This window comes from Burkholderia sp. MSMB1835, assembly GCF_001526365.1.
In the GTDB taxonomy this organism is placed as follows: domain Bacteria; phylum Pseudomonadota; class Gammaproteobacteria; order Burkholderiales; family Burkholderiaceae; genus Burkholderia.
Genome location: NZ_LOYP01000042.1, coordinates 539,808 through 556,857, shown reverse-complemented (window position 1 = coordinate 556,857; position 17,050 = coordinate 539,808). Strand labels below are relative to the sequence as shown.

16 protein-coding genes are annotated in these 17,050 nt (G+C 67.6%); 4 read left to right on the top strand and 12 right to left on the bottom strand.

Annotated elements, in window-relative coordinates; genetic code table 11:
• Positions 1–44: 44 nt before the first annotated feature.
• The 10 genes from WS96_RS18745 to WS96_RS18700 all read right to left on the bottom strand — a co-directional run bounded on the left by WS96_RS18745 (position 45) and on the right by WS96_RS18700 (position 9,738).
• Entirely contained in the window at positions 45–605 is a 561-nt protein-coding gene (locus WS96_RS18745; protein WP_059834461.1) for a gamma carbonic anhydrase family protein, read from the bottom strand.
• Positions 602–1,183, bottom strand: a complete 582-nt coding sequence (locus WS96_RS18740) for a 6-pyruvoyl trahydropterin synthase family protein (protein WP_059834459.1) — start codon at positions 1,181–1,183, stop codon at positions 602–604. The genes WS96_RS18745 and WS96_RS18740 overlap by 4 nt, the downstream gene beginning before the upstream one ends.
• Positions 1,177–2,097, bottom strand: coding sequence for a GTP cyclohydrolase FolE2 (gene folE2 / locus WS96_RS18735; protein ID WP_059834456.1), 921 nt, complete (start codon positions 2,095–2,097; stop codon positions 1,177–1,179). Before folE2 ends, WS96_RS18740 begins: the two co-directional genes overlap by 7 nt.
• Positions 2,098–2,157: 60 nt before the next feature.
• Positions 2,158–3,366, bottom strand: a complete 1,209-nt coding sequence (gene zigA, locus WS96_RS18730; RefSeq protein WP_179949014.1) for a zinc metallochaperone GTPase ZigA — start codon at positions 3,364–3,366, stop codon at positions 2,158–2,160.
• 155 nt (positions 3,367–3,521) lie between these two features.
• Positions 3,522–4,733: an acyl-CoA dehydrogenase family protein gene (locus WS96_RS18725; RefSeq protein ID WP_059834454.1), complete on the bottom strand. Its 1,212-nt coding sequence runs from the start codon at positions 4,731–4,733 to the stop codon at positions 3,522–3,524.
• Positions 4,730–5,572 (bottom strand): hypothetical protein, encoded by an 843-nt coding sequence (locus WS96_RS18720; protein WP_034206070.1) that lies wholly within the window; start codon positions 5,570–5,572, stop codon positions 4,730–4,732. Before WS96_RS18720 ends, WS96_RS18725 begins: the two co-directional genes overlap by 4 nt.
• A gap of 53 nt (positions 5,573–5,625) precedes the next feature.
• Complete coding sequence (locus WS96_RS18715; protein WP_027781522.1) at positions 5,626–6,282, bottom strand: methionine ABC transporter permease; 657 nt, start codon at positions 6,280–6,282, stop codon at positions 5,626–5,628.
• On the bottom strand, positions 6,275–7,453 hold the full coding sequence (locus WS96_RS18710; RefSeq protein ID WP_059834452.1) for a methionine ABC transporter ATP-binding protein: 1,179 nt from the start codon (positions 7,451–7,453) through the stop codon (positions 6,275–6,277). The genes WS96_RS18715 and WS96_RS18710 overlap by 8 nt, the downstream gene beginning before the upstream one ends.
• Positions 7,454–7,471: 18 nt before the next feature.
• Positions 7,472–8,884 carry an LLM class flavin-dependent oxidoreductase gene (locus WS96_RS18705; RefSeq protein ID WP_059834450.1) on the bottom strand — a complete coding sequence of 471 codons (1,413 nt, stop codon included), beginning with the start codon at positions 8,882–8,884 and terminating at the stop codon, positions 7,472–7,474.
• Positions 8,885–8,895: 11 nt separating this feature from the next.
• Complete coding sequence (locus WS96_RS18700) at positions 8,896–9,738, bottom strand: MetQ/NlpA family ABC transporter substrate-binding protein (RefSeq protein ID WP_059834448.1); 843 nt, start codon at positions 9,736–9,738, stop codon at positions 8,896–8,898.
• A 493-nt stretch (positions 9,739–10,231) separates the two neighbouring features.
• On the opposite strand from WS96_RS18700, the gene WS96_RS18695 reads away from it, so the two are divergent.
• The 4 genes from WS96_RS18695 to WS96_RS18680 all read left to right on the top strand — a co-directional run bounded on the left by WS96_RS18695 (position 10,232) and on the right by WS96_RS18680 (position 15,309).
• On the top strand, positions 10,232–11,596 hold the full coding sequence (locus WS96_RS18695) for a 2-hydroxycarboxylate transporter family protein (protein ID WP_059834446.1): 1,365 nt from the start codon (positions 10,232–10,234) through the stop codon (positions 11,594–11,596).
• 119 nt (positions 11,597–11,715) lie between these two features.
• The gene (locus tag WS96_RS18690) at positions 11,716–13,602 is read left to right on the top strand and encodes a sensor histidine kinase (protein WP_059834444.1); all 1,887 of its coding nucleotides are present in this window, start codon (positions 11,716–11,718) and stop codon (positions 13,600–13,602) included.
• Positions 13,592–14,953, top strand: coding sequence for a sigma-54-dependent transcriptional regulator (locus WS96_RS18685; protein ID WP_059834441.1), 1,362 nt, complete (start codon positions 13,592–13,594; stop codon positions 14,951–14,953). The genes WS96_RS18690 and WS96_RS18685 overlap by 11 nt, the downstream gene beginning before the upstream one ends.
• Positions 14,954–14,979: 26 nt before the next feature.
• The gene (locus tag WS96_RS18680) at positions 14,980–15,309 is read left to right on the top strand and encodes a DUF3579 domain-containing protein (protein WP_059834552.1); all 330 of its coding nucleotides are present in this window, start codon (positions 14,980–14,982) and stop codon (positions 15,307–15,309) included.
• 368 nt (positions 15,310–15,677) lie between these two features.
• Here WS96_RS18680 and WS96_RS18675 read toward each other — a convergent pair whose 3' ends face one another.
• Positions 15,678–16,313: a type VI secretion system amidase effector protein Tae4 gene (locus tag WS96_RS18675; protein ID WP_059834439.1), complete on the bottom strand. Its 636-nt coding sequence runs from the start codon at positions 16,311–16,313 to the stop codon at positions 15,678–15,680.
• Entirely contained in the window at positions 16,306–16,887 is a 582-nt protein-coding gene (locus WS96_RS18670; protein ID WP_059834437.1) for a PAAR domain-containing protein, read from the bottom strand. Before WS96_RS18670 ends, WS96_RS18675 begins: the two co-directional genes overlap by 8 nt.
• Positions 16,888–17,050: the final 163 nt, after the last annotated feature.

Sequence of the window (17,050 nt, the reverse complement as noted above, 5' to 3'; positions counted from 1 at the left end):
GCCTGCCACAGCGCGTCCCGACGATGCCGCGCGCGCACCGGCAATCAGAACTCGTTCTGGATGTGCTTGTAACCGCGCACCAGCGCATTGTTCGTCCGCGCGACGTCCTCGGAGAAATCGCTCGCGTCGGGCGTCACCGGCGGCAACGCGGCGAGGTCGGTTTCCGGCCCGATGCGTTCGGTCGAGCGCACGTAGAAGCCCGGCGGCAGGCGGCAACCGTCGACGACCGCGTTGTAGCGCACCACGCAGCCGTCGTCGATCGTGCAATTGAACAGCACGCTGTTGAATCCGACGAACACGCCGTCGCCGACCGTGCACGGCCCGTGGACGATCGCGCGATGCGCGATCGACGTGTGCCGGCCGATCGTCACGCTCGCGCCCGATTTCGAATGGATCACGACGCCGTCCTGGATGTTCGAATGCGCGCCGATCACGATCGGCGCGATCTGGCCGTCCGCATCCGTCTCGTCGGCGCGGATCACCGCGTACGGGCCGATGAACACGTTCTCCTCGACGATCACGCGCCCGCACAGAATGGCGGTCGGGTCGACGAACGCGTCCGGATGAATCTGCGGCAGGTCGCCGCGCGGGTTTTTTCGGATCATGAGGATTCCTGCCGGGAAAGGACCTGGCCGCGCTTGAGCCGCTCGAACAGGCCCGGATCGCGCCACTGCGCGACGATCGCGGGCGCGAACGCGATCGCGTCGAGGTCGATGCGGCCCATGCGTGGGTTGAATGCATCGTCGCGGAAGCACTGTGCGTAGCCGGTCTCGGTTTCGTGAACGATCACCGAATACAGTCGCACGTCGGCTTCGCCGTTCGACATCGGCGTGCCCGACAGCGCGGCATCGACGAGCCGGAACAGCACGCGCGAGAACTGCTCGGCGCTCGGCGACACCGGCAGCCGCACCCAGCGCTCCGAATGCCGGCACATGCTTTCGACGTAGCGCGGATCGTCGTCCGACCACAGCGTCACCGCATGGTCGAACGCGTCGATCAGGTCGCGCACGTCGCCCTTGAGCAGCCCGAAGTCGTAGACCATCTGCCCGTGATCCAGCGCATGCGCTTCGAGCAGCAACTCGACACGGTACGAGTGGCCATGGATCGAATGCGAGCAGCGCCGCGTGCTGCAGCCGCGTACGACGTGTGCGTTCTCGAACCGGAACAGCTTGCGGATCAGCATGCGTCGCCCCCTTCGCGTACCGGTGCGGCCCACGCCACGGCATCGTGCGGATGCAGGCTTTCGAGATGGCGCACGCGCACGCGCGGGCTCGCATGGCGATCCGCCAGCGCGGCCTGCACGCGGCGCGCGGCATCCTCGACGAACATCAGGTTCTCGCCGTTCAGCACCGCGAACGCCTGCTCGTCCGCACGCTTGACGGCCGTCTGCACCGGCGTGCCCAGCGCACGCTCGACGCGATCGACGAGGTCGATCAGCCCCAGTGTCGCGCCATCGGCCGGCAGCGCCACGCCGACGACGGCTTCGCTGCGCTGGCTGTGCGGCGTGGCGGCCGTCGCATGCCGTTTCAGCCACGCGGCGACCGCCGCCGGCTCCACGCGATCGTCGCCGCCGAACGCCGTCAGAAACGCCTGTTCGACCCAGTGCCGCGACAACGCGGCCGAGCACGGGCACGTCGACGAATAGACGATCGTCGCCTGCGCACGCAGCGCGAACGCCTCCCCGGCCAGCGTCGCGTCGATCTGCACCGGATAAGCCTTCCAGCCGGCCAGCCCGTCGGTCACGAGCGCGGCGCGACGGGTCAGCAGGTCGAAGCGCAGCCGCACGCGCGCGCTGCGCGTATCGCAGTCGCGGTGGCTGTCGATCATCGCGCGCAGCATGTGCTGCAAGCCCGCCGGCGACAGCGCTTCGCCGTCGGCCAGCCCGTCGAGCAGCCCGTACAGCCGCGACATGTGGATGCCTTTCACCTGCGGCGCAGGCAGATCGACCTGGACGTCGGCACGCGCATGCACGTCGCGCCGGCAGCCGGGCTCCGCCACGACGACGGGCAGATCGATGCCCTGCATGCCGACCCATTCGAGCGGGCCAGGGCCCGGCGCGGCATCGGTCAGGGAAATATCGGGAAGCGCTGCATTCATGTCTGGAATCCGGTGGAGCGCCTTCTCCATCCGGATCGATGCAGGCAGCGCGGGTTCAGGTCAGGGCCAGTCGCGAAACGGGTTGTCCCACGTGGTCCAGTGTTCGGGGCCGGTCGCCATCTCGGCGTCGGTCAGCAGACACGCGTCGAAGCGCGCGCGCAGCGCCGGCTCGTCCATGTCCATGCCGATCAGCACGAGTTCCTGCCGTGCGTCGCCGACGTGCTCGTCCCAGCGCGCGCGGATCTGCGCGACGGCTTCCGGATCCTGCGGCCAGCGCTCGGGCGGCACCGCCGCCCACCAGTGGCCGGCGGGCCCGTGCCGCGCAACCGCGCCCGCCTGCGACCACGAACCGGCGACGGTCGGATGCGTGGCCAACCAGAAGAACCCCTTCGAGCGGACGACGCCCGGCCATTCGCTTTCGACGAGATCGAGGAAGCGCTGCGGATGGAACGGCCGCCGCGCGCGATAGACGAAGCTGCGAATGCCGTATTCGTCGGTCTCCGGCGTGTGCGTGCCGCGCAGCTCCTGCAGCCAGCCCGGCGCGCGCGACGCCGCGTCGAAGTCGAACAGGCCGGTGTCGAGCACCCGTTCGAGCGGCACCTTGCCGAATTCGGCGATCTCGATCCGCGCTCGCGGGTTCAGCCCGCGCAGCAGTGCGACCAGCCGCTCGCGTGCGCTGTCGTCGATCAGGTCGATCTTGTTGATCACGAGCACGTCGCAGAACTCGATCTGGTCGATCAGCAGATCGACGACCGTGCGTGCGTCCTCGTCGCCCATCGACTCGCCGCGCGATTGCAGGCTGTCGCGCGACGCGTAATCGCGCAGGAAATTGAACGCGTCGACCACCGTCACCATCGTGTCGAGCCGCGCGACTTCGCCGAGACTGCGGCCGTCCTCGCCTTCGAACGTGAACGTCTCGGCCACCGGCAGCGGCTCCGAGATGCCGGTCGATTCGATCACGAGCTGATCGAAGCGCCCTTCGCGCGCGAGCCGGTCGACCTCGATCAGCAGATCCTCGCGCAGCGTGCAGCAGATGCAGCCGTTGCTCATCTCGACCAGCTTCTCGTCGGTGCGCGACAGCCCCGCGCCGCCGTCGCGCACGAGCGCGGCGTCGATGTTGACCTCGGACATGTCGTTGACGATCACCGCGACGCGACGGCCCTCGCGATTGTTGAGGATGTGGTTGAGCAGCGTCGTCTTGCCGGCGCCGAGAAAGCCGGACAGGACGGTCACGGGAAGCCGCGTGGACGGGTGAAGGGCGGGACTCATCGGGCAATTCCGGAACGGGACGTTGGGGATGAAATGATATATTGTATCGCTACGATATAACATATCATTCCAGACGTCCAGCAGGCCGGCTCGTCGATGCGGCAACAGCGAAAGCAGCAGCACACGGCGCCGTGCCGGTGCCGCCGCGCTGCGTATCACGTATAGAGCGACGCGGGCGGCAATTCCGCGGTGAGCGCGAACCGGCCCACGTCGCGCAGCCGGTAGTCGAGCGGATCGTGCAGCGTATGCGTGCGCGCATTCCGCCAGAAGCGGTCGAGGCCGAGCGATGCGGCCGTCGCGCGCGCGCCGCACGCATCGAACAGCGCCTCGCCGTTGTCGAGCGCCGCGCGCTGCGCGACGATCTTCGCTTCCGATACCGCGAGCGCGACTTCGGCGCGTTCGTCGGCCGTCAGCGCATCCTGCCGCGCCCACGCGTGCTGCAACGCGCCGGCCGCGCGATCGGCCAGCGCGGCCGCGGCAATCGCGCGCACGCGCATGTCGCCGAAGCGCTGGAGCGTGTACGGATCGTCTTCGGCCCGCTCGACGTTCGAGTGAATCCACGGGCGGCCATGCTGCCGCACGTAGTCGCCCGCCTCGTCCAGCGCGCCTTCCGCCAGGCCGACGAACAGGTTCGTCAGCACGAGCTGCGACACGAGCGTGCGCAGCGTCGCGCGCGGCGTCGGCGGGGTCTCGGAACGATGCAGCACCTCGTCCGCCGCGAGCGCCACGCCGGCGAAGCGCACGCTGCCGCTGTCGGTCTGGCGCTGGCCGATCGGGTCCCAATCCTCGTTGACCGCGATCCCCACCCGATCGGTCGGCACCACGCCGAACACGGTCCGGCCCGTGGCAGGATCGTGCGCGGACACCGTCATCCGCTGCGAGCCGCGCGTGCCGGAGCAGAAGCCCTTCACGCCGTCGAGCCGGTAGCCGCCGTCGGGCGTCGCCGTGGCCACGAGCCGCGTGTCGAGCGGATTGACCGCGTTGCCCCACCACCAGCGCTCGTCGACCGTGCCGCGCAGGTAGCGCTCGCGCTGCGCGGCGTTGCCCCACACGTCGACGCTCACCACTTGCAGGCACTGGAACCCGACGAGATGCGCGAGCGCGCTGTCGACCCGCGCGACCTGCCGGATGACGTCGTAGATTTCGGGCCACGCCGCTTCCTGACCGCCGAATGCGCGCGGCACCGCGAGCGTCAGCAGGCCCGCATCGGCGAGCCACTGCTTCTCCGGTGCCGCATGACCGCCCGCGCGGTCGCGCTCGGCGGCGCTCGCGCGCAGTGCGTCGATCGCGCGCGCCAGCGCAGCGCGGTCGACGGCCGGCGTATCGGTATCCGGCGCGAGGGTCGCCGGGCGGCGTGGATCGTTCATGCGACGGCTTCCTGTTCAGCGGTTTCGCCCGACAGCGGGACGAGCGCGCCGAGCCGGCGGCCGGTCAGCCGCGACAGGATCTCGCGCCGCCAGTCGTCGTAGATCGCACGATATTCCGCGATATCCGCGCCGAACACCAGCGCGGTGTGCGCGTACTCGTCGTGCAGGTAGCCGTCGAGCCGCGCCTGGGTTTCCTCGTCGGCCGCGATCACGCGATCGATCAGCGCGTCGCGCTCGGCGGCCGGCAGCGCCTGTAACGTGTCGAACCACCACTGGACGATCTGCACGCGATGCCACTCCTCGTCCGGGCGAATCCGGTTCTCACCGTGCTCGCGCATCGCGCTGTCGCCGATGCGGCCGGTCTTGCGCTGAATCCACAGCTTCGCGAGGATGTGCAGCTCGTAATGCCATTCGAACGCGAGAAACCCCGCGACGTCGCGCACCGCGATGTCGCCGATGCGCGCCCAGTGCGCGGCGACGAGCCGGTCGACTTCCGGCAGCGGATCGCGCCCGGTGAGTGCGGTCACGCGCTCGCGGCCGATCGCCGCATGCGCGCCGTCGTCGCCGAGCTGGCGCGACAGGATCAGCTGGAAATGCGGATCGTCGCGGAACAGCGTGTCGATCGCCTTCGCGACGACCTGCACGATGAACAGGTCGTGCGACGCCATCTTCGTGTAGTAGTCGGCGACGGCGGCCAGCTCGTCGTCGTTGCGCGGCTCGCGCGGCGGTGTCGCCAATTTGTCGGGGAAGTCCGGACGATGGCGTCGCGCCACGTCGAGAAACAGCGCTTCCTCGAATTGTCCGTTCCATTCGCGCGGCGCGCCGAGGGGCAAGGTCATCGTTTTTCTCTCTCAGGATCATGAAGGAAGCGAGCGGACGCTCGTGGCGTCGCTCAGGTACGCCGGGTCACGCGTCGGACCAGGCGGTCGCCCGTGATTTGCACGGCCGAGACGAGCGCGATCAGGATCACGATCACGGTCGCCATGACGGTGGTGTCGAAACGTTGATAGCCGTAGCGGATCGCGAGATCGCCGAGGCCGCCCGCGCCGACGGCGCCCGCCATCGCGGTCGAGCCGATCAGCGCGACGACGGTGATCGTGAAGCCGCCGAGCATGCCGGGCAGCGCTTCGGGCAGCAGCACGTGCCACACGATGTGGCGGCGCTTCGCGCCCATCGCGAGCGCGGCCTCGATCAGCCCGCGATCGACTTCGCGCAGGCTCACTTCGGCGATCCGCGCGAAGAACGGGATCGCGGCGATCGACAGCGGCACGACGGCCGCCCAGACACCGATCGTCGTGCCGATCAGCACGCGCGTGAACGGCAGCAGCGCGACCAGCAGGATGATGAACGGCGTCGAGCGGAACACGTTGACGAGCGCGCCGAGCACCGCGTTCACGCCGCGCCGCGCGTAGATGCCGCCGGGCGCGGTGGTCACGAGAATCACCGCGAGCGGGATGCCGATCAGCGCGGCGATCGCGGCCGACGCGGCGACCATCGACAGCGTGTCGCGGATCGCATCGAGCAGTTCGGGCCACCAGAGCTCAAACATAGCCGAGCACCTCCGCGCGATTCGCATGGCGGCGCGCGCGTTCGAGCAGCGCGGCGACCGCACCGCCGCGCGCCGCCGACGGGCCGGCGTCGTCCGCACGCGGCGTCGCGGCGATCACGAGCCGCCCCTGCGCATGTCCGCGGATGCTTTCGATGCCGCCGTGCAGGAACCGCACGGAGCCGCCGAGCGCCGCCGCGAGCGCGCCGACGTCCGGCTCGCCGCCGCTCTCGCCCGTATAGCGGACGTCGAGCACGATCTGCGCGCCGTCGGGCAGCGCGGCCGGCTCCGGCAGCGGCCGCACGCGCGCGGCCAGCTCAGCCGGCAGGTCGTACCCGAGCGTGCTCAGCAACGCACGCGTCGCGCCGTGGCGCGGATCGCCGAACACGCGCCACACCGGCCCCGTTTCGACGACCTCGCCCTGTTCGATCACCGCCACGGTGTCGCACACCGCGCGGATCACTTCCATCTCGTGCGTGATCAGCACGATCGTCAGCCCGAGGCGGCGATTGATGTCCGCGAGCAGCGCGAGGATCGATTGCGTGGTTTCCGGATCGAGCGCCGACGTCGCCTCGTCGCACAGCAGCACCTCGGGATCGTGCACGAGCGCCCGCGCAATGCCGACGCGCTGCTTCTGTCCGCCCGACAGGCTCGCCGGATACGCATCGCGCTTCGCGGCGAGCCCGACGAGATCGAGCAGCGCCTCGACCTTGCGCACGCGTTCGGCCTTCGGCACGCCGGCGATCTTCAGCGGCAGCGCGACGTTCTCGAACACCGTCTTCGCGGACAGCAGGTTGAAATGCTGGAACACCATGCCGGTGCGGCGCCGCAACGCGACGAGGCCGTCCTCGTCGAGCGCGCCGACGTCGACGCCCTGCACGCGCACGCGGCCCGAGCTCGGCCGTTCGAGGCCGTTCACGAGCCGCAGCAGCGTCGACTTGCCGGCCCCGCTGCGGCCGATGATCCCGAACACCTCGCCGCGCCGCACGTCGAGCGTCACGTCGCGCAGCGCGGCGGCGTGGCCGCGCGGCGTCGCGAACACCTTGCCGACCTGCTCCAGCGACACGGCCGCGCCATCGGCCGGCGCGGCCGTTTCCTCATGCGCCGTCGCAGCGGCGCCGGCGCGCACGGCCGATGCCTCGATGAAACCCAGCGTATCGAACATTTGCGTCATCGCTTCGCTCCGTCACGTTCAGGCATGCGCGGGATGCGCGGGTTCGGATACGGCCGTCAGGCGGTGCTGCGCGCCGGTGTGCCACGCGGGCAGCCGCGGGCCTGCGCCGAACAGCTTCTCGCGCAGCGTCGGCGCGGGATCGTAGTCTTCCTTGTAGACGCCGCGGTTCTGCAGCTCGGGCACGACCCAATCGACGAAATCCTCGAACGATTCCGGCATCACGGTGCGCGTCAGGTTGAAGCCGTCGATGCCCGTCTCGTCGATCCACGACTGCAGTTCGTCCACGACCTGCGACGGCGAACCGACGATCGGCGCATAGCGGCCGCCGAGCGACATTTGCTCGAGCATCCGGCGCACCGTCCACGTGCCGGTCGTGCTCTTGCGCGAGATCGCGTCGACCGCCGACTGGATCGAATCGGTCTTCACGTACGAGATCGGCTCATCCAGGCCGTACTTCGCGAAATCGATGCCGGTCGAGCTCGCGAAGTGCGCGAGGCCCGCTTCCGGGCTCGCGTAGCGCCGGTATTCATCGAACTTCTCGCGGGCCAGCAATTCGGTCTCGGCCGTGACGACGCTCACCCCGGCAAAGATCTTGATCGACGCCGGGTCGCGCCCCTGCCGCGCGGCGGCCGCGCGGATGTCGAGCGCCGCCGCGCGCGCCGCGGCCTTGCTCTGTCCGTTCACGAACACGCATTCCGCATGGCGGCCCGCGAACTCGACGCCGCGCGCGGACGAGCCGGCCTGGTACAGCACCGGCGTGCGCTGCAGCGACGGTTCGCTCAGATGAATCGCATCGATCGAATAGAACGGGCCGTCGTGCTTCACGCGCCGCACCTTGCCCGGCTGCGCGAACACACGCGCCTGCGCGTCGCGGATCACCGCGTCGTCGTCCCAGCTCTGCTCCCACAGCTTGTAGACGACGTCCATGTAATCGTCGGCGCGCTCGTAGCGGTCGTCGTGGCCGATCTGCTGCGCGAGGCCCATCCCGCGCGCGGCGCTGTCGAGGTAGCCGGTGACGATGTTCCAGCCCACGCGCCCTTTCGTCAGATGATCGAGCGTCGACATGCGGCGCGCGAACAGGTACGGCGGCTCGTAGGTCAGGTTCGCGGTCACGCCGAAGCCGAGATGCCGCGTGACCTGCGCCATCGCCGGCACGAGCAGCAGCGGATCGTTGACGGGCACCTGCACCGATTCGCGCAGCGCGGCGTCGGGCCCGCCGCCGAACACGTCGTACACGCCGACGATGTCCGCGAGAAAGATCCCGTCGAACTTGCCGCGTTCGAGCGTCTTCGCGAGATCGGCCCAGTAGTCGAGATCGGTGTAGTGCGCGGAGCGGTCGCGCGGATGCGTCCACAGCCCGTGGTTGATGTGCCCGACGCAGTTCATGTTGAACGCGTTGAGCAGGATCTTCTTGCGGTTCGCCGTCGTCATGTCTGGCTCCGTCACCACGCGATCGCGTACAGCGAGCCGAACGCGTTGTCGAGTGCGCGGCGCACGGCCGGCGAGTGCTGGTAGATCGCGATGAACTTGCGGATGCGCGGATCGTTCGCGCTCTCGGGCCGCACGACCCACTGGATCGCGAAGTTCTTGTTCTCGGTGCCGTCGAACAGCAGCGCGCTGTTCGGGTCGGCCGTGCCCGCGAGCTTGATGAAGCTCGGGTAGCCCTGCGCGAGGTCGACGTCGTCGAGCGAGCGCGCGAGCTGCGACGCTTCGAGCGGAATGATCTTCAGGTGCTTCGGATTGGCGACGATGTCGTGCGTCGTCGCACGGTAGTCGGCGCCCGGCTTCAGCGTGATCAGCCCCGCGCGCTGCAGCAGCAACAGTCCGCGCCCGCCGTTGACCGGGTCGTTCGCGATCGCGACGCGCGCGCCGTCCTTCAGCTCGGCGAAGCTTTTCACCTTCTTCGAATAGAGGCCGATCTTCATGATCGTGCCGGGCGCGATCGCGATGAAATCGTAGCCGCCCTGCTTCTTCGCGTTCTCGAGAAACGGGATGTGCTGGAAGTAGTTGACGTCGATGTCCTTGTTCGCGAGCGCCGCGTTCGGCGTATTCCAGTCGGTGAATTCGACGATCTTCACGTCGAGGCCCTGCGCCTTCGCCTCCTTCGCGGCGATCTTCAGCGCCTCGATCTGCGGGCTGGTCGAGATGCCGACCTTCAGCGGCGCGGTGTCGGCGCGCGCGCCGTTGGGCAGCACGAGGCCGAGCCACGCCGCGAGCAGCGCGGCCGTCAGCAGGCGGGCCAGGCGGCCGGCCGAAAAGCGGGCGGAAAAAACGGGATGCAGCATGGAAACCACTCTCCTGTCCAAGGACGGTATCGACGGATGAGCGACGCCGCGGCGAACGCACGGGCGCTCTCCGGACAGTCGTCGTTGCATCGGAAAAGGATCAGCCGATGATAGAGAGCGGCGCGGGGGCGGTCTACGAAGCGATTGTGCGAAGAAAATCGCGCGCGGCGATATGGCGGCCGTCGGGCGCGCTGCGCCGCCCGGCAGACCGAATGCCGCCCATGCCGCGCCGATCGCCCGCGCGCGCCGCAGCGGAGCAACGGCCGGCTGCCGGGGCCGCTGCCAGGCCGAAATCTCGGCCTGCCCGCCGCGCCGATTCCGAAATCTCGGCCAGCCGGCGTGGAAACCCTTTCCTCAGACGAAACAAATCCCTTATGAATCAATGCATTAAAAATATTCCGGCAAGCCGCGATGCTGGCACGGGGGTTGCATAACAGACGGCACACGATGCCGCGAAGCGAATGCAGGCATTCCAAACATCAGGAGACACGTCTTGCAGACCTCTATCCAAACCCCGTCCCAGCCGGAGCCGATTGCCGCCGCCGGTCCCGCCACGCGCGCACGTTTCTGGCCGGAAGGCTGGTGGAAGCTGATGGAAATCCGCATCGGCATCATCCCGCTGCCGGTCTACGTGATCCTGTTCGGGCTGATCGTCGGCTTCGCGGTGACGGGCAAGGTGCCCGGCGAAATCTCGATGGCGATCGCCGTCCTCGCGTTCTTCGGCTTCACCTGCGCGGAACTCGGCAAGCGCCTGCCGCTGCTGCGCAACATCGGCGCGGCCGCGATCTTCGCGACCTTCGTGCCGTCGGCGCTCACCTATTACCACGTGCTGCCGAAGCCGGTGCTGAACCTGACGGTCGAATTCACGAAGTCGACCAACTTCCTGTACCTGTTCATCGCGTCGATCATCGTCGGCAGCATCTTGAGCATGGACCGGCGCGTGCTGATCCAGGGCTTCGTGAAGATCTTCGTCCCGCTCGCGGTCGGCTCCATCGCGGCCGCGATCGTCGGCACGGCGGTCGGCACCGCGCTCGGCCTCGGCGCGCGCCACACGCTGCTGTACATCGTCGTGCCGATCATGGCGGGCGGCGTCGGCGAAGGCGCGATTCCGCTGTCGATCGGCTATTCGGAGCTGATGCACCTGCCGCAAGGCGAGATGTTCGCGATGGTGCTGCCGTCGGTGATGCTCGGCAGCCTGACCGCGATCATCCTGTCGGGCGCGCTCGACATGGTCGGCAAGCGCCTGCCGCACCTGACCGGCAACGGTCGCCTGCAAGTCGGCGAAAGCGGCGACATGACGCCGGAAAGCGAGGAGATTCGCGGCCACGTCGACGTCACGCACATCGCCGGCGCCGGCATCACGGCGATCACGCTGTACCTGGTCGGCCTGATGGCGCACAAGCTGTTCGGCCTGCCCGCACCGGTCGCGATGCTGTTCCTCGCGGTGCTGGTGAAGCTCGCGCGTGCGGTGTCGCCGCCGCTGCAGGAAGGCGCGTTCGTCGTCTACAAGTTCTTCTCGACCGCCGTCACGTATCCGCTGCTGTTCGCGATCGGCGTCGCGATGACGCCGTGGGACAAGCTGACCGCCGCCTTCACGATCGTCAACGTGGTCACGATCGTGTCGACCGTCGCGACGCTGATGGGCACCGGTTTCGTGGTCGGCCGCCTGTTGAAGATGTACCCTATCGACACCGCAATCGTGAACGCCTGCCACAGCGGGCAAGGCGGCACCGGCGACGTCGCGATCCTGACCGCCGCGAACCGGATGCAGCTGATGCCGTTCGCGCAGATCGCCACCCGCATCGGCGGCGCGATCGTCGTCACGGTGACGCTGATCCTGGTCGCGCACTTCGGATAATGCGCGGCCGCGCGCATCGTCGCGCCGGCTGCCTCGCACGCGCCGCCGCCGGCCCTGCCGGCGCGCGGCGCGCGTCGTTCAGCGCGGCCAGGGCCGGTTCACGCCGATAGCGGGCTTCGATGAGGGCGAACGTGCAGAAGAGCTTCAAGGGAATCCCGTGGTGGGGCTGGGCATCGGCCGCGGTGCTGTATGTCGGCGTGGCCGGCGCGGCCGTCGATTTCGCGTGGGAACGTGCGATCGACGCGCTCGAGGAGGCCGGCGCGCACCGGCTCGATCTGTACGCGTCGAGCCTGAAAAGCGAGCTCGGCCGCTTCGAGATCCTGCCCGGCCTGGTCGCGCGGCAGGACGGCGTGCGGGCGATGCTGAAGGCCGCGCCGAACGATGCGCCCGAACTCGTGCATGCGGTGAACACCTACCTCGAAGCCGTGAATCGCGACGCGGGCAGCGGCGCGGTCGACGTGATCGATCTGCAAGGCGACGTGATCGCCGCCAGCAACTGGAACGAGACGATCAGTTTCGTCGGCACCAACGTGTCGTACCGGCCGTACTTCAAGGACGCGCTCGCGCGCGGCAGCGGCCGCTTCTTCGGCATCGGCACCAACACCGGCGTGCCGGGCGTCTACTTCGCGAGCGCGGTGCGCAGCGACGGCGTGCCGATCGGCGTCGCCGCCGTGAAGATCAGCGTCGACCCGCTCGAATCGGCGTGGCGCGCGCCGGGCGTCGCCGCGCTGGTGGTCGACGGCAACGGCGTGGTCGTGATCTCGACCGAGCCCTCGTGGAAATTCACCGCGCTGCGTCCGATCACCGCGCAGCAGCAGCGCGACATCCAGGCGTCGCGCCAGTACGCGGGCCGCACCGTCGACGCGCTGCCCTATCGCCGCATCGGCGACCGCAGCTCGGCCGCCTGGTTCGGCACCTTCCCCGATCCGCACCACGCCGGCCGCACCGCGCGCTATCTCGTGATGTCGCGCCCCGCGCCGCAGGCCGGCGATTCGCTGATGGTGCTGCTCGACATCGCCGGCGCGCGGCGCCAGCAGCAGACCGCGTTCGCGTTCGTCACCGGCGCGTTCCTGATCGTCGCGCTGCTGGTCGGCTATGCAATCCAGCGCCGCCGGGCGATCATCGCGCGGCTGAGCGCGCAGGACGCGCTGCGCCGCGCGAACGACCGGCTCGAACTGACGGTCGCGCAGCGCACGGCCGCGCTGACGGCCGCGAACGAGCGGATGCAGCGCGAGATCGACGAGCGCGAACGCACCGAGCAGCGCCTGCGCGCGTCGCAGCAGGAAGTCGTGCACGCGGGCAAGCTCGCGGTGCTCGGGCAGATGGCCGCCGGCCTCACGCACGAGCTGAACCAGCCGCTCGTCGCGATCCGCACGCTGTGCGACAACGCGCGCACGTTCTTCGAGCGCGGCCAGCCGGCGCCGGCGCTCGCGAATCTCGAACGGATCGGCAAGCTGGTCGACGGCATGGCCGTGCTCACCGGCGAGCTGAAGACCTTCGCGCGCAAGCCCGACGTCGAGCGCGTCGCGGTGTCGCTGAACGAGGCCGTCGCGCATGCGCGGCTCATCTACGACGCGCGCATTCGCGACGAAGGCGTGCGGCTCGACGTGAACATCGCGCCCGGCACGACGGTCTCGGCCGAATCGAGCCAGTTGCAGCAGGTGATCGTGAACCTGCTCGGCAATGCGCTCGACGCGGTGCACGACGCGCCGGTGCGCCGCATCGTCATCGAGGCGGCCGAAGCGGACGATACCGGCCGCGTGCGTTTCACGGTGGCCGACAGCGGCGCCGGCATCGCGCCCGACGTGCTGCCGCACCTGTTCGAGCCGTTCGTCACGACCAAGCCGCGCGGCCAGGGCCTCGGGCTCGGCCTCGCGATCACGTCGCGCATCGTCGAGGCGTTCGGCGCGAGGATCGCCGCGACGAACCGCGACGAAGGCGGCGCGCAGTTCACCATCGAATTCGCGGCGGCGACGCCGCAACAAAGGACAGAGCATGGAAGATGAGATTCGGGTGCTGGTCGTCGAGGACGATGAAAACGTCCGGATCGGCGTCGAGCAGGCCGTCGCGCTCGCCGGGTTCCCGGTCGATGCGTTCGCGTCCGCCGCCGACGCGCTCGCGCACGTCGCGCCCGGCGCGCCGGTGGTGATCGTGTCGGACGTGCGGATGCCCGGTATCGACGGGCTGCAGTTGCTCGACCGCGTGATGGCCGTCGATGCGCAGATCCCGGTCGTGCTGATCAGCGGCCACGCGGACATCTCCACGGCCGTCGGCGCGATGCAGGTCGGCGCGTACGACTTCATCGAGAAGCCGTTCTCGTCGGACGTGATCGCCGGCCGCGTCGCGCGCGCGGTCGAGAAACGCCGGCTCACGCTCGAGGTACAGGGGCTGCGCGCCGCGCTGAACAACTGGCAGGGCATCGAGGCGTTCGTGCTCGGCAAGTCGCCCGCGATGGCCGATGTGCGCAAGAAGATCCTGCGCCTCGCGGATACGTCGGTGTCGGTGCTGATCACCGGCGAGACGGGCACCGGCAAGGAGTTGATCGCGCGCAGCCTGCACGACTTCGGCGGCCGGCGCGATGCGCATTTCGTCGCGCTGAACTGCGGCGGCCTGCCCGAGCAGGTGTTCGAGAGCGAGCTGTTCGGTCATGAGGCCGGCGCGTTCACCGGCGCGATCAAGAAACGCATCGGCAAGATCGAATGGGCGGATGGCGGCACGCTGTTCCTCGACGAGATCGAGACGATGCCGATTGCGCTGCAGATCAAGATGCTGCGCGTGCTGCAGGAGCGCGTGATCGAGCGGCTCGGCGCGAACGAACTGATTCCGGTCGACTGCCGTGTCATCGCCGCGTCGAAGGCCGATCTGGCCGAACTCGCGGCCGACGGGCGCTTTCGCGCGGATCTGCTGTATCGCCTGAACGTCGCGCAGATCGAATTGCCGCCGCTGCGCGAGCGGCGCGAGGACGTGCCGCTGCTGTTCGAGCATTTCGTGCTCGCGGCCGCGCGGCGCTTCGGGCAGCCGGCGCCGGTCGTCACCGCCGCGCAGGTGTCCGAACTGATGACGCACGCGTGGCCCGGCAACGTCCGCGAGCTGCAGAACGTGGCCGACCGCTTCGTGCTCGGGCTGACCGGCGACAGCCTGCTGTCGTCCGGCGGCGCGCCGACGGCCGGCGGCACGCTCGCCGAGCAGCTCGCGTATTTCGAGCGGATGCTGATCGAGGACATGCTGCGGCGTCACGGCGGCAATGTCGCGGACGCGAGCGAGGCGCTCGGCATGCCGAAGAAAACGCTCTATCACAAGCTGCGCAACCTGCGGATTCCCGCGCGCGGCGACGCCGCGGCCGACGGCGGCGAATGACGCGAATCGAGGACACGCACGACAGCATGGATCGCATCGACATCAACGAACGCGGCCGTCTCCACGGTCATCTGATTCGCGGCGTCACGCACGCGCGGAAAACCTTTCGCCCGAGCGACTGGCCCGAGCGGCTCGCAGGCGTCATCACGCTGTTCGTCGGCGAACGGCGGCCCGGCTATCCGTGCGCGCTGTCGCGGCTCGCGATGCCGGTCGTCGACGGCGGCGTCAAATGCCTGTTCGTGTCCGACGAGTTGCGCGACGTGTGCGCCGATGCGTTCGACTTCGCGATGCCGTTTGCGGCGGACAATGATTTGCCGGTCGAGGTTCGGAGCGCGCCGGTGTTGACGGTGCGCTGATGCGCGCGAAATCTCGAATAACGATCGCGAGTCATTTCATCTGTTACCCGTGCGCCCCATCGATCAGACCACGTAGGTAGCGAGATGAAACAGAATCTCCATCAAGGTCACGATGACGAACGCGATACACCATTTACGTAATGCCCAACGTCTATATGCAACAGCATTGAGCACTGCACAAGCGATCGATGGCCATAGAAGAATGAAGAGCATCGTCGCGACCGAGCCAACGTGAGATGCGCAGGACTCTCCGCAACCGACTGCCGGGAGTGACGGCTTGGCCCAATCCGTGCGGTTGAATACATAGAATGATGCCCCCGTCACCAGAAGTCCCCACACGAAGCCTAGAACAGCGACAGCTATACGCTTCATTTCACTTCCCAAAATAAAATCTCTTTGGATTCCGCCAGGTCGGATATCCAGTTCTCGTTCCTGCCGGGACGAAACCAGGACCGTAGGTCCGGCATCGTCCGTCGACCCAGGCGAAACCGCCAGAACGATGCAAAGGACGGCGTAAGCGTGTCTTTGTTCCATAGGTCGATATGACCGCCGCTCAGTGAATCGGCTGAGTCGCCATCCTGACGCCAATATCCGAAGAAGTAGATGATACCGGTTCGGTTTTTTATCTTGTCCTGCCAATTCGGACCGGTGATGTTTTCGGGTTTGCCAAGCCCCAGGAACGGGCGAAGCTTCAACCACTCAGCGAGCTCGTAAGCGCGTGTCGCCGTCGCTTTCCCGCCGAGTATCAGGCGACCCAGCGTCTTCTTGCCGGGCATCGGCTTCAGCACGTTTTGAGAAAACGACTTCATGTCGCTTCCGATGGCGTGAAACGCGACGCTCATGCAAATGGCGCATTGATTCTCATATTCGCCGGTGGGGTCGTCGTAGGGGTCATTCTTCGGGTACGCGTTCCAAAGCGCTTGAAAGGACAATGCTCGTAGTTGCACGGATTTCTTCGAATTTGGGGTGTCGTTCGTGCGAACCTTCGCGGGGGGATTAGGCATGGCTTACCCCGTCGCGCTTTTTTGCGATGGCTTCGTCACCCCAAAAGACGGTGTAATTTCCTGATCCGTCGCCGGTATTGACGCGCGGTAGCTCGCCGCTTGCATCGAGTACGCCGGAATGAATGCGGCCGTCTGCCGTCTCGATGAAATAGGGATAGCCCTCCTGGACGGTGGCAGCACAGCCAAGGGTCACCGCCTCTATCTGTTCATCAAATGTGCCTTTCTTGAGCGACATGACTCCGCCCGTTGCTGTGCGGCTCGAAACAACTTCACCGAGCCCCTGAAGTCGATCGTCGCACCATACTTCACCCGCAAGTTCGGCGACGATGCTCGGTGGAGTCGAACAGCCGCAAAGAACAATATCGCGGTCGAGTGCAACCTCGCCCCGAAACTTGAGTCGATAGGGGCCGCCAGCTTTTGCGATGATGCCGGTGCTTTGGCACGCAGTGCAGAATGCACGACCGCCGATCAAGGCTGCCTGATGCTCGTGGACCAGGAATCGTGGTCCGTTAAATAAGCTGATTGTTCCGCCACTTGAAAGACTATCGCCAACAACCGCAATTCTTCTATTCATTGACCGGCCTCCTCGGAAAGCCGTAATCGTAGTGCCGCGACGCCACTGTATATCTCGATATTGTTCGGATATCTCAATTAAGCGAACGCAAATCAATTTTCCTGCGAGAAGCCATCTTCTCCTTCATCAACGTTCGGTGCTTGTGCAGATCTAGCGCGCCACG

What these genes read in the sequence shown, in the direction of transcription:
- WS96_RS18745 (WP_059834461.1), bottom strand. Translation starts at nt 605, where the DNA reads ATGATCCGAAAAAACCCGCGCGGCGACCTGCCGCAGATTCATCCGGAC.
- WS96_RS18740 (WP_059834459.1), bottom strand. Translation starts at nt 1,183, where the DNA reads ATGCTGATCCGCAAGCTGTTCCGGTTCGAGAACGCACACGTCGTACGC.
- folE2 (WP_059834456.1), bottom strand. Translation starts at nt 2,097, where the DNA reads ATGAATGCAGCGCTTCCCGATATTTCCCTGACCGATGCCGCGCCGGGC.
- zigA (WP_179949014.1), bottom strand. Translation starts at nt 3,366, where the DNA reads ATGAGTCCCGCCCTTCACCCGTCCACGCGGCTTCCCGTGACCGTCCTG.
- WS96_RS18725 (WP_059834454.1), bottom strand. Translation starts at nt 4,733, where the DNA reads ATGAACGATCCACGCCGCCCGGCGACCCTCGCGCCGGATACCGATACG.
- WS96_RS18720 (WP_034206070.1), bottom strand. Translation starts at nt 5,572, where the DNA reads ATGACCTTGCCCCTCGGCGCGCCGCGCGAATGGAACGGACAATTCGAG.
- WS96_RS18715 (WP_027781522.1), bottom strand. Translation starts at nt 6,282, where the DNA reads ATGTTTGAGCTCTGGTGGCCCGAACTGCTCGATGCGATCCGCGACACG.
- WS96_RS18710 (WP_059834452.1), bottom strand. Translation starts at nt 7,453, where the DNA reads ATGACGCAAATGTTCGATACGCTGGGTTTCATCGAGGCATCGGCCGTG.
- WS96_RS18705 (WP_059834450.1), bottom strand. Translation starts at nt 8,884, where the DNA reads ATGACGACGGCGAACCGCAAGAAGATCCTGCTCAACGCGTTCAACATG.
- WS96_RS18700 (WP_059834448.1), bottom strand. Translation starts at nt 9,738, where the DNA reads ATGCTGCATCCCGTTTTTTCCGCCCGCTTTTCGGCCGGCCGCCTGGCC.
- WS96_RS18690 (WP_059834444.1), top strand. Translation starts at nt 11,716, where the DNA reads ATGAGGGCGAACGTGCAGAAGAGCTTCAAGGGAATCCCGTGGTGGGGC.
- WS96_RS18685 (WP_059834441.1), top strand. Translation starts at nt 13,592, where the DNA reads ATGGAAGATGAGATTCGGGTGCTGGTCGTCGAGGACGATGAAAACGTC.
- WS96_RS18680 (WP_059834552.1), top strand. Translation starts at nt 14,980, where the DNA reads ATGGATCGCATCGACATCAACGAACGCGGCCGTCTCCACGGTCATCTG.
- WS96_RS18675 (WP_059834439.1), bottom strand. Translation starts at nt 16,313, where the DNA reads ATGCCTAATCCCCCCGCGAAGGTTCGCACGAACGACACCCCAAATTCG.
- WS96_RS18670 (WP_059834437.1), bottom strand. Translation starts at nt 16,887, where the DNA reads ATGAATAGAAGAATTGCGGTTGTTGGCGATAGTCTTTCAAGTGGCGGA.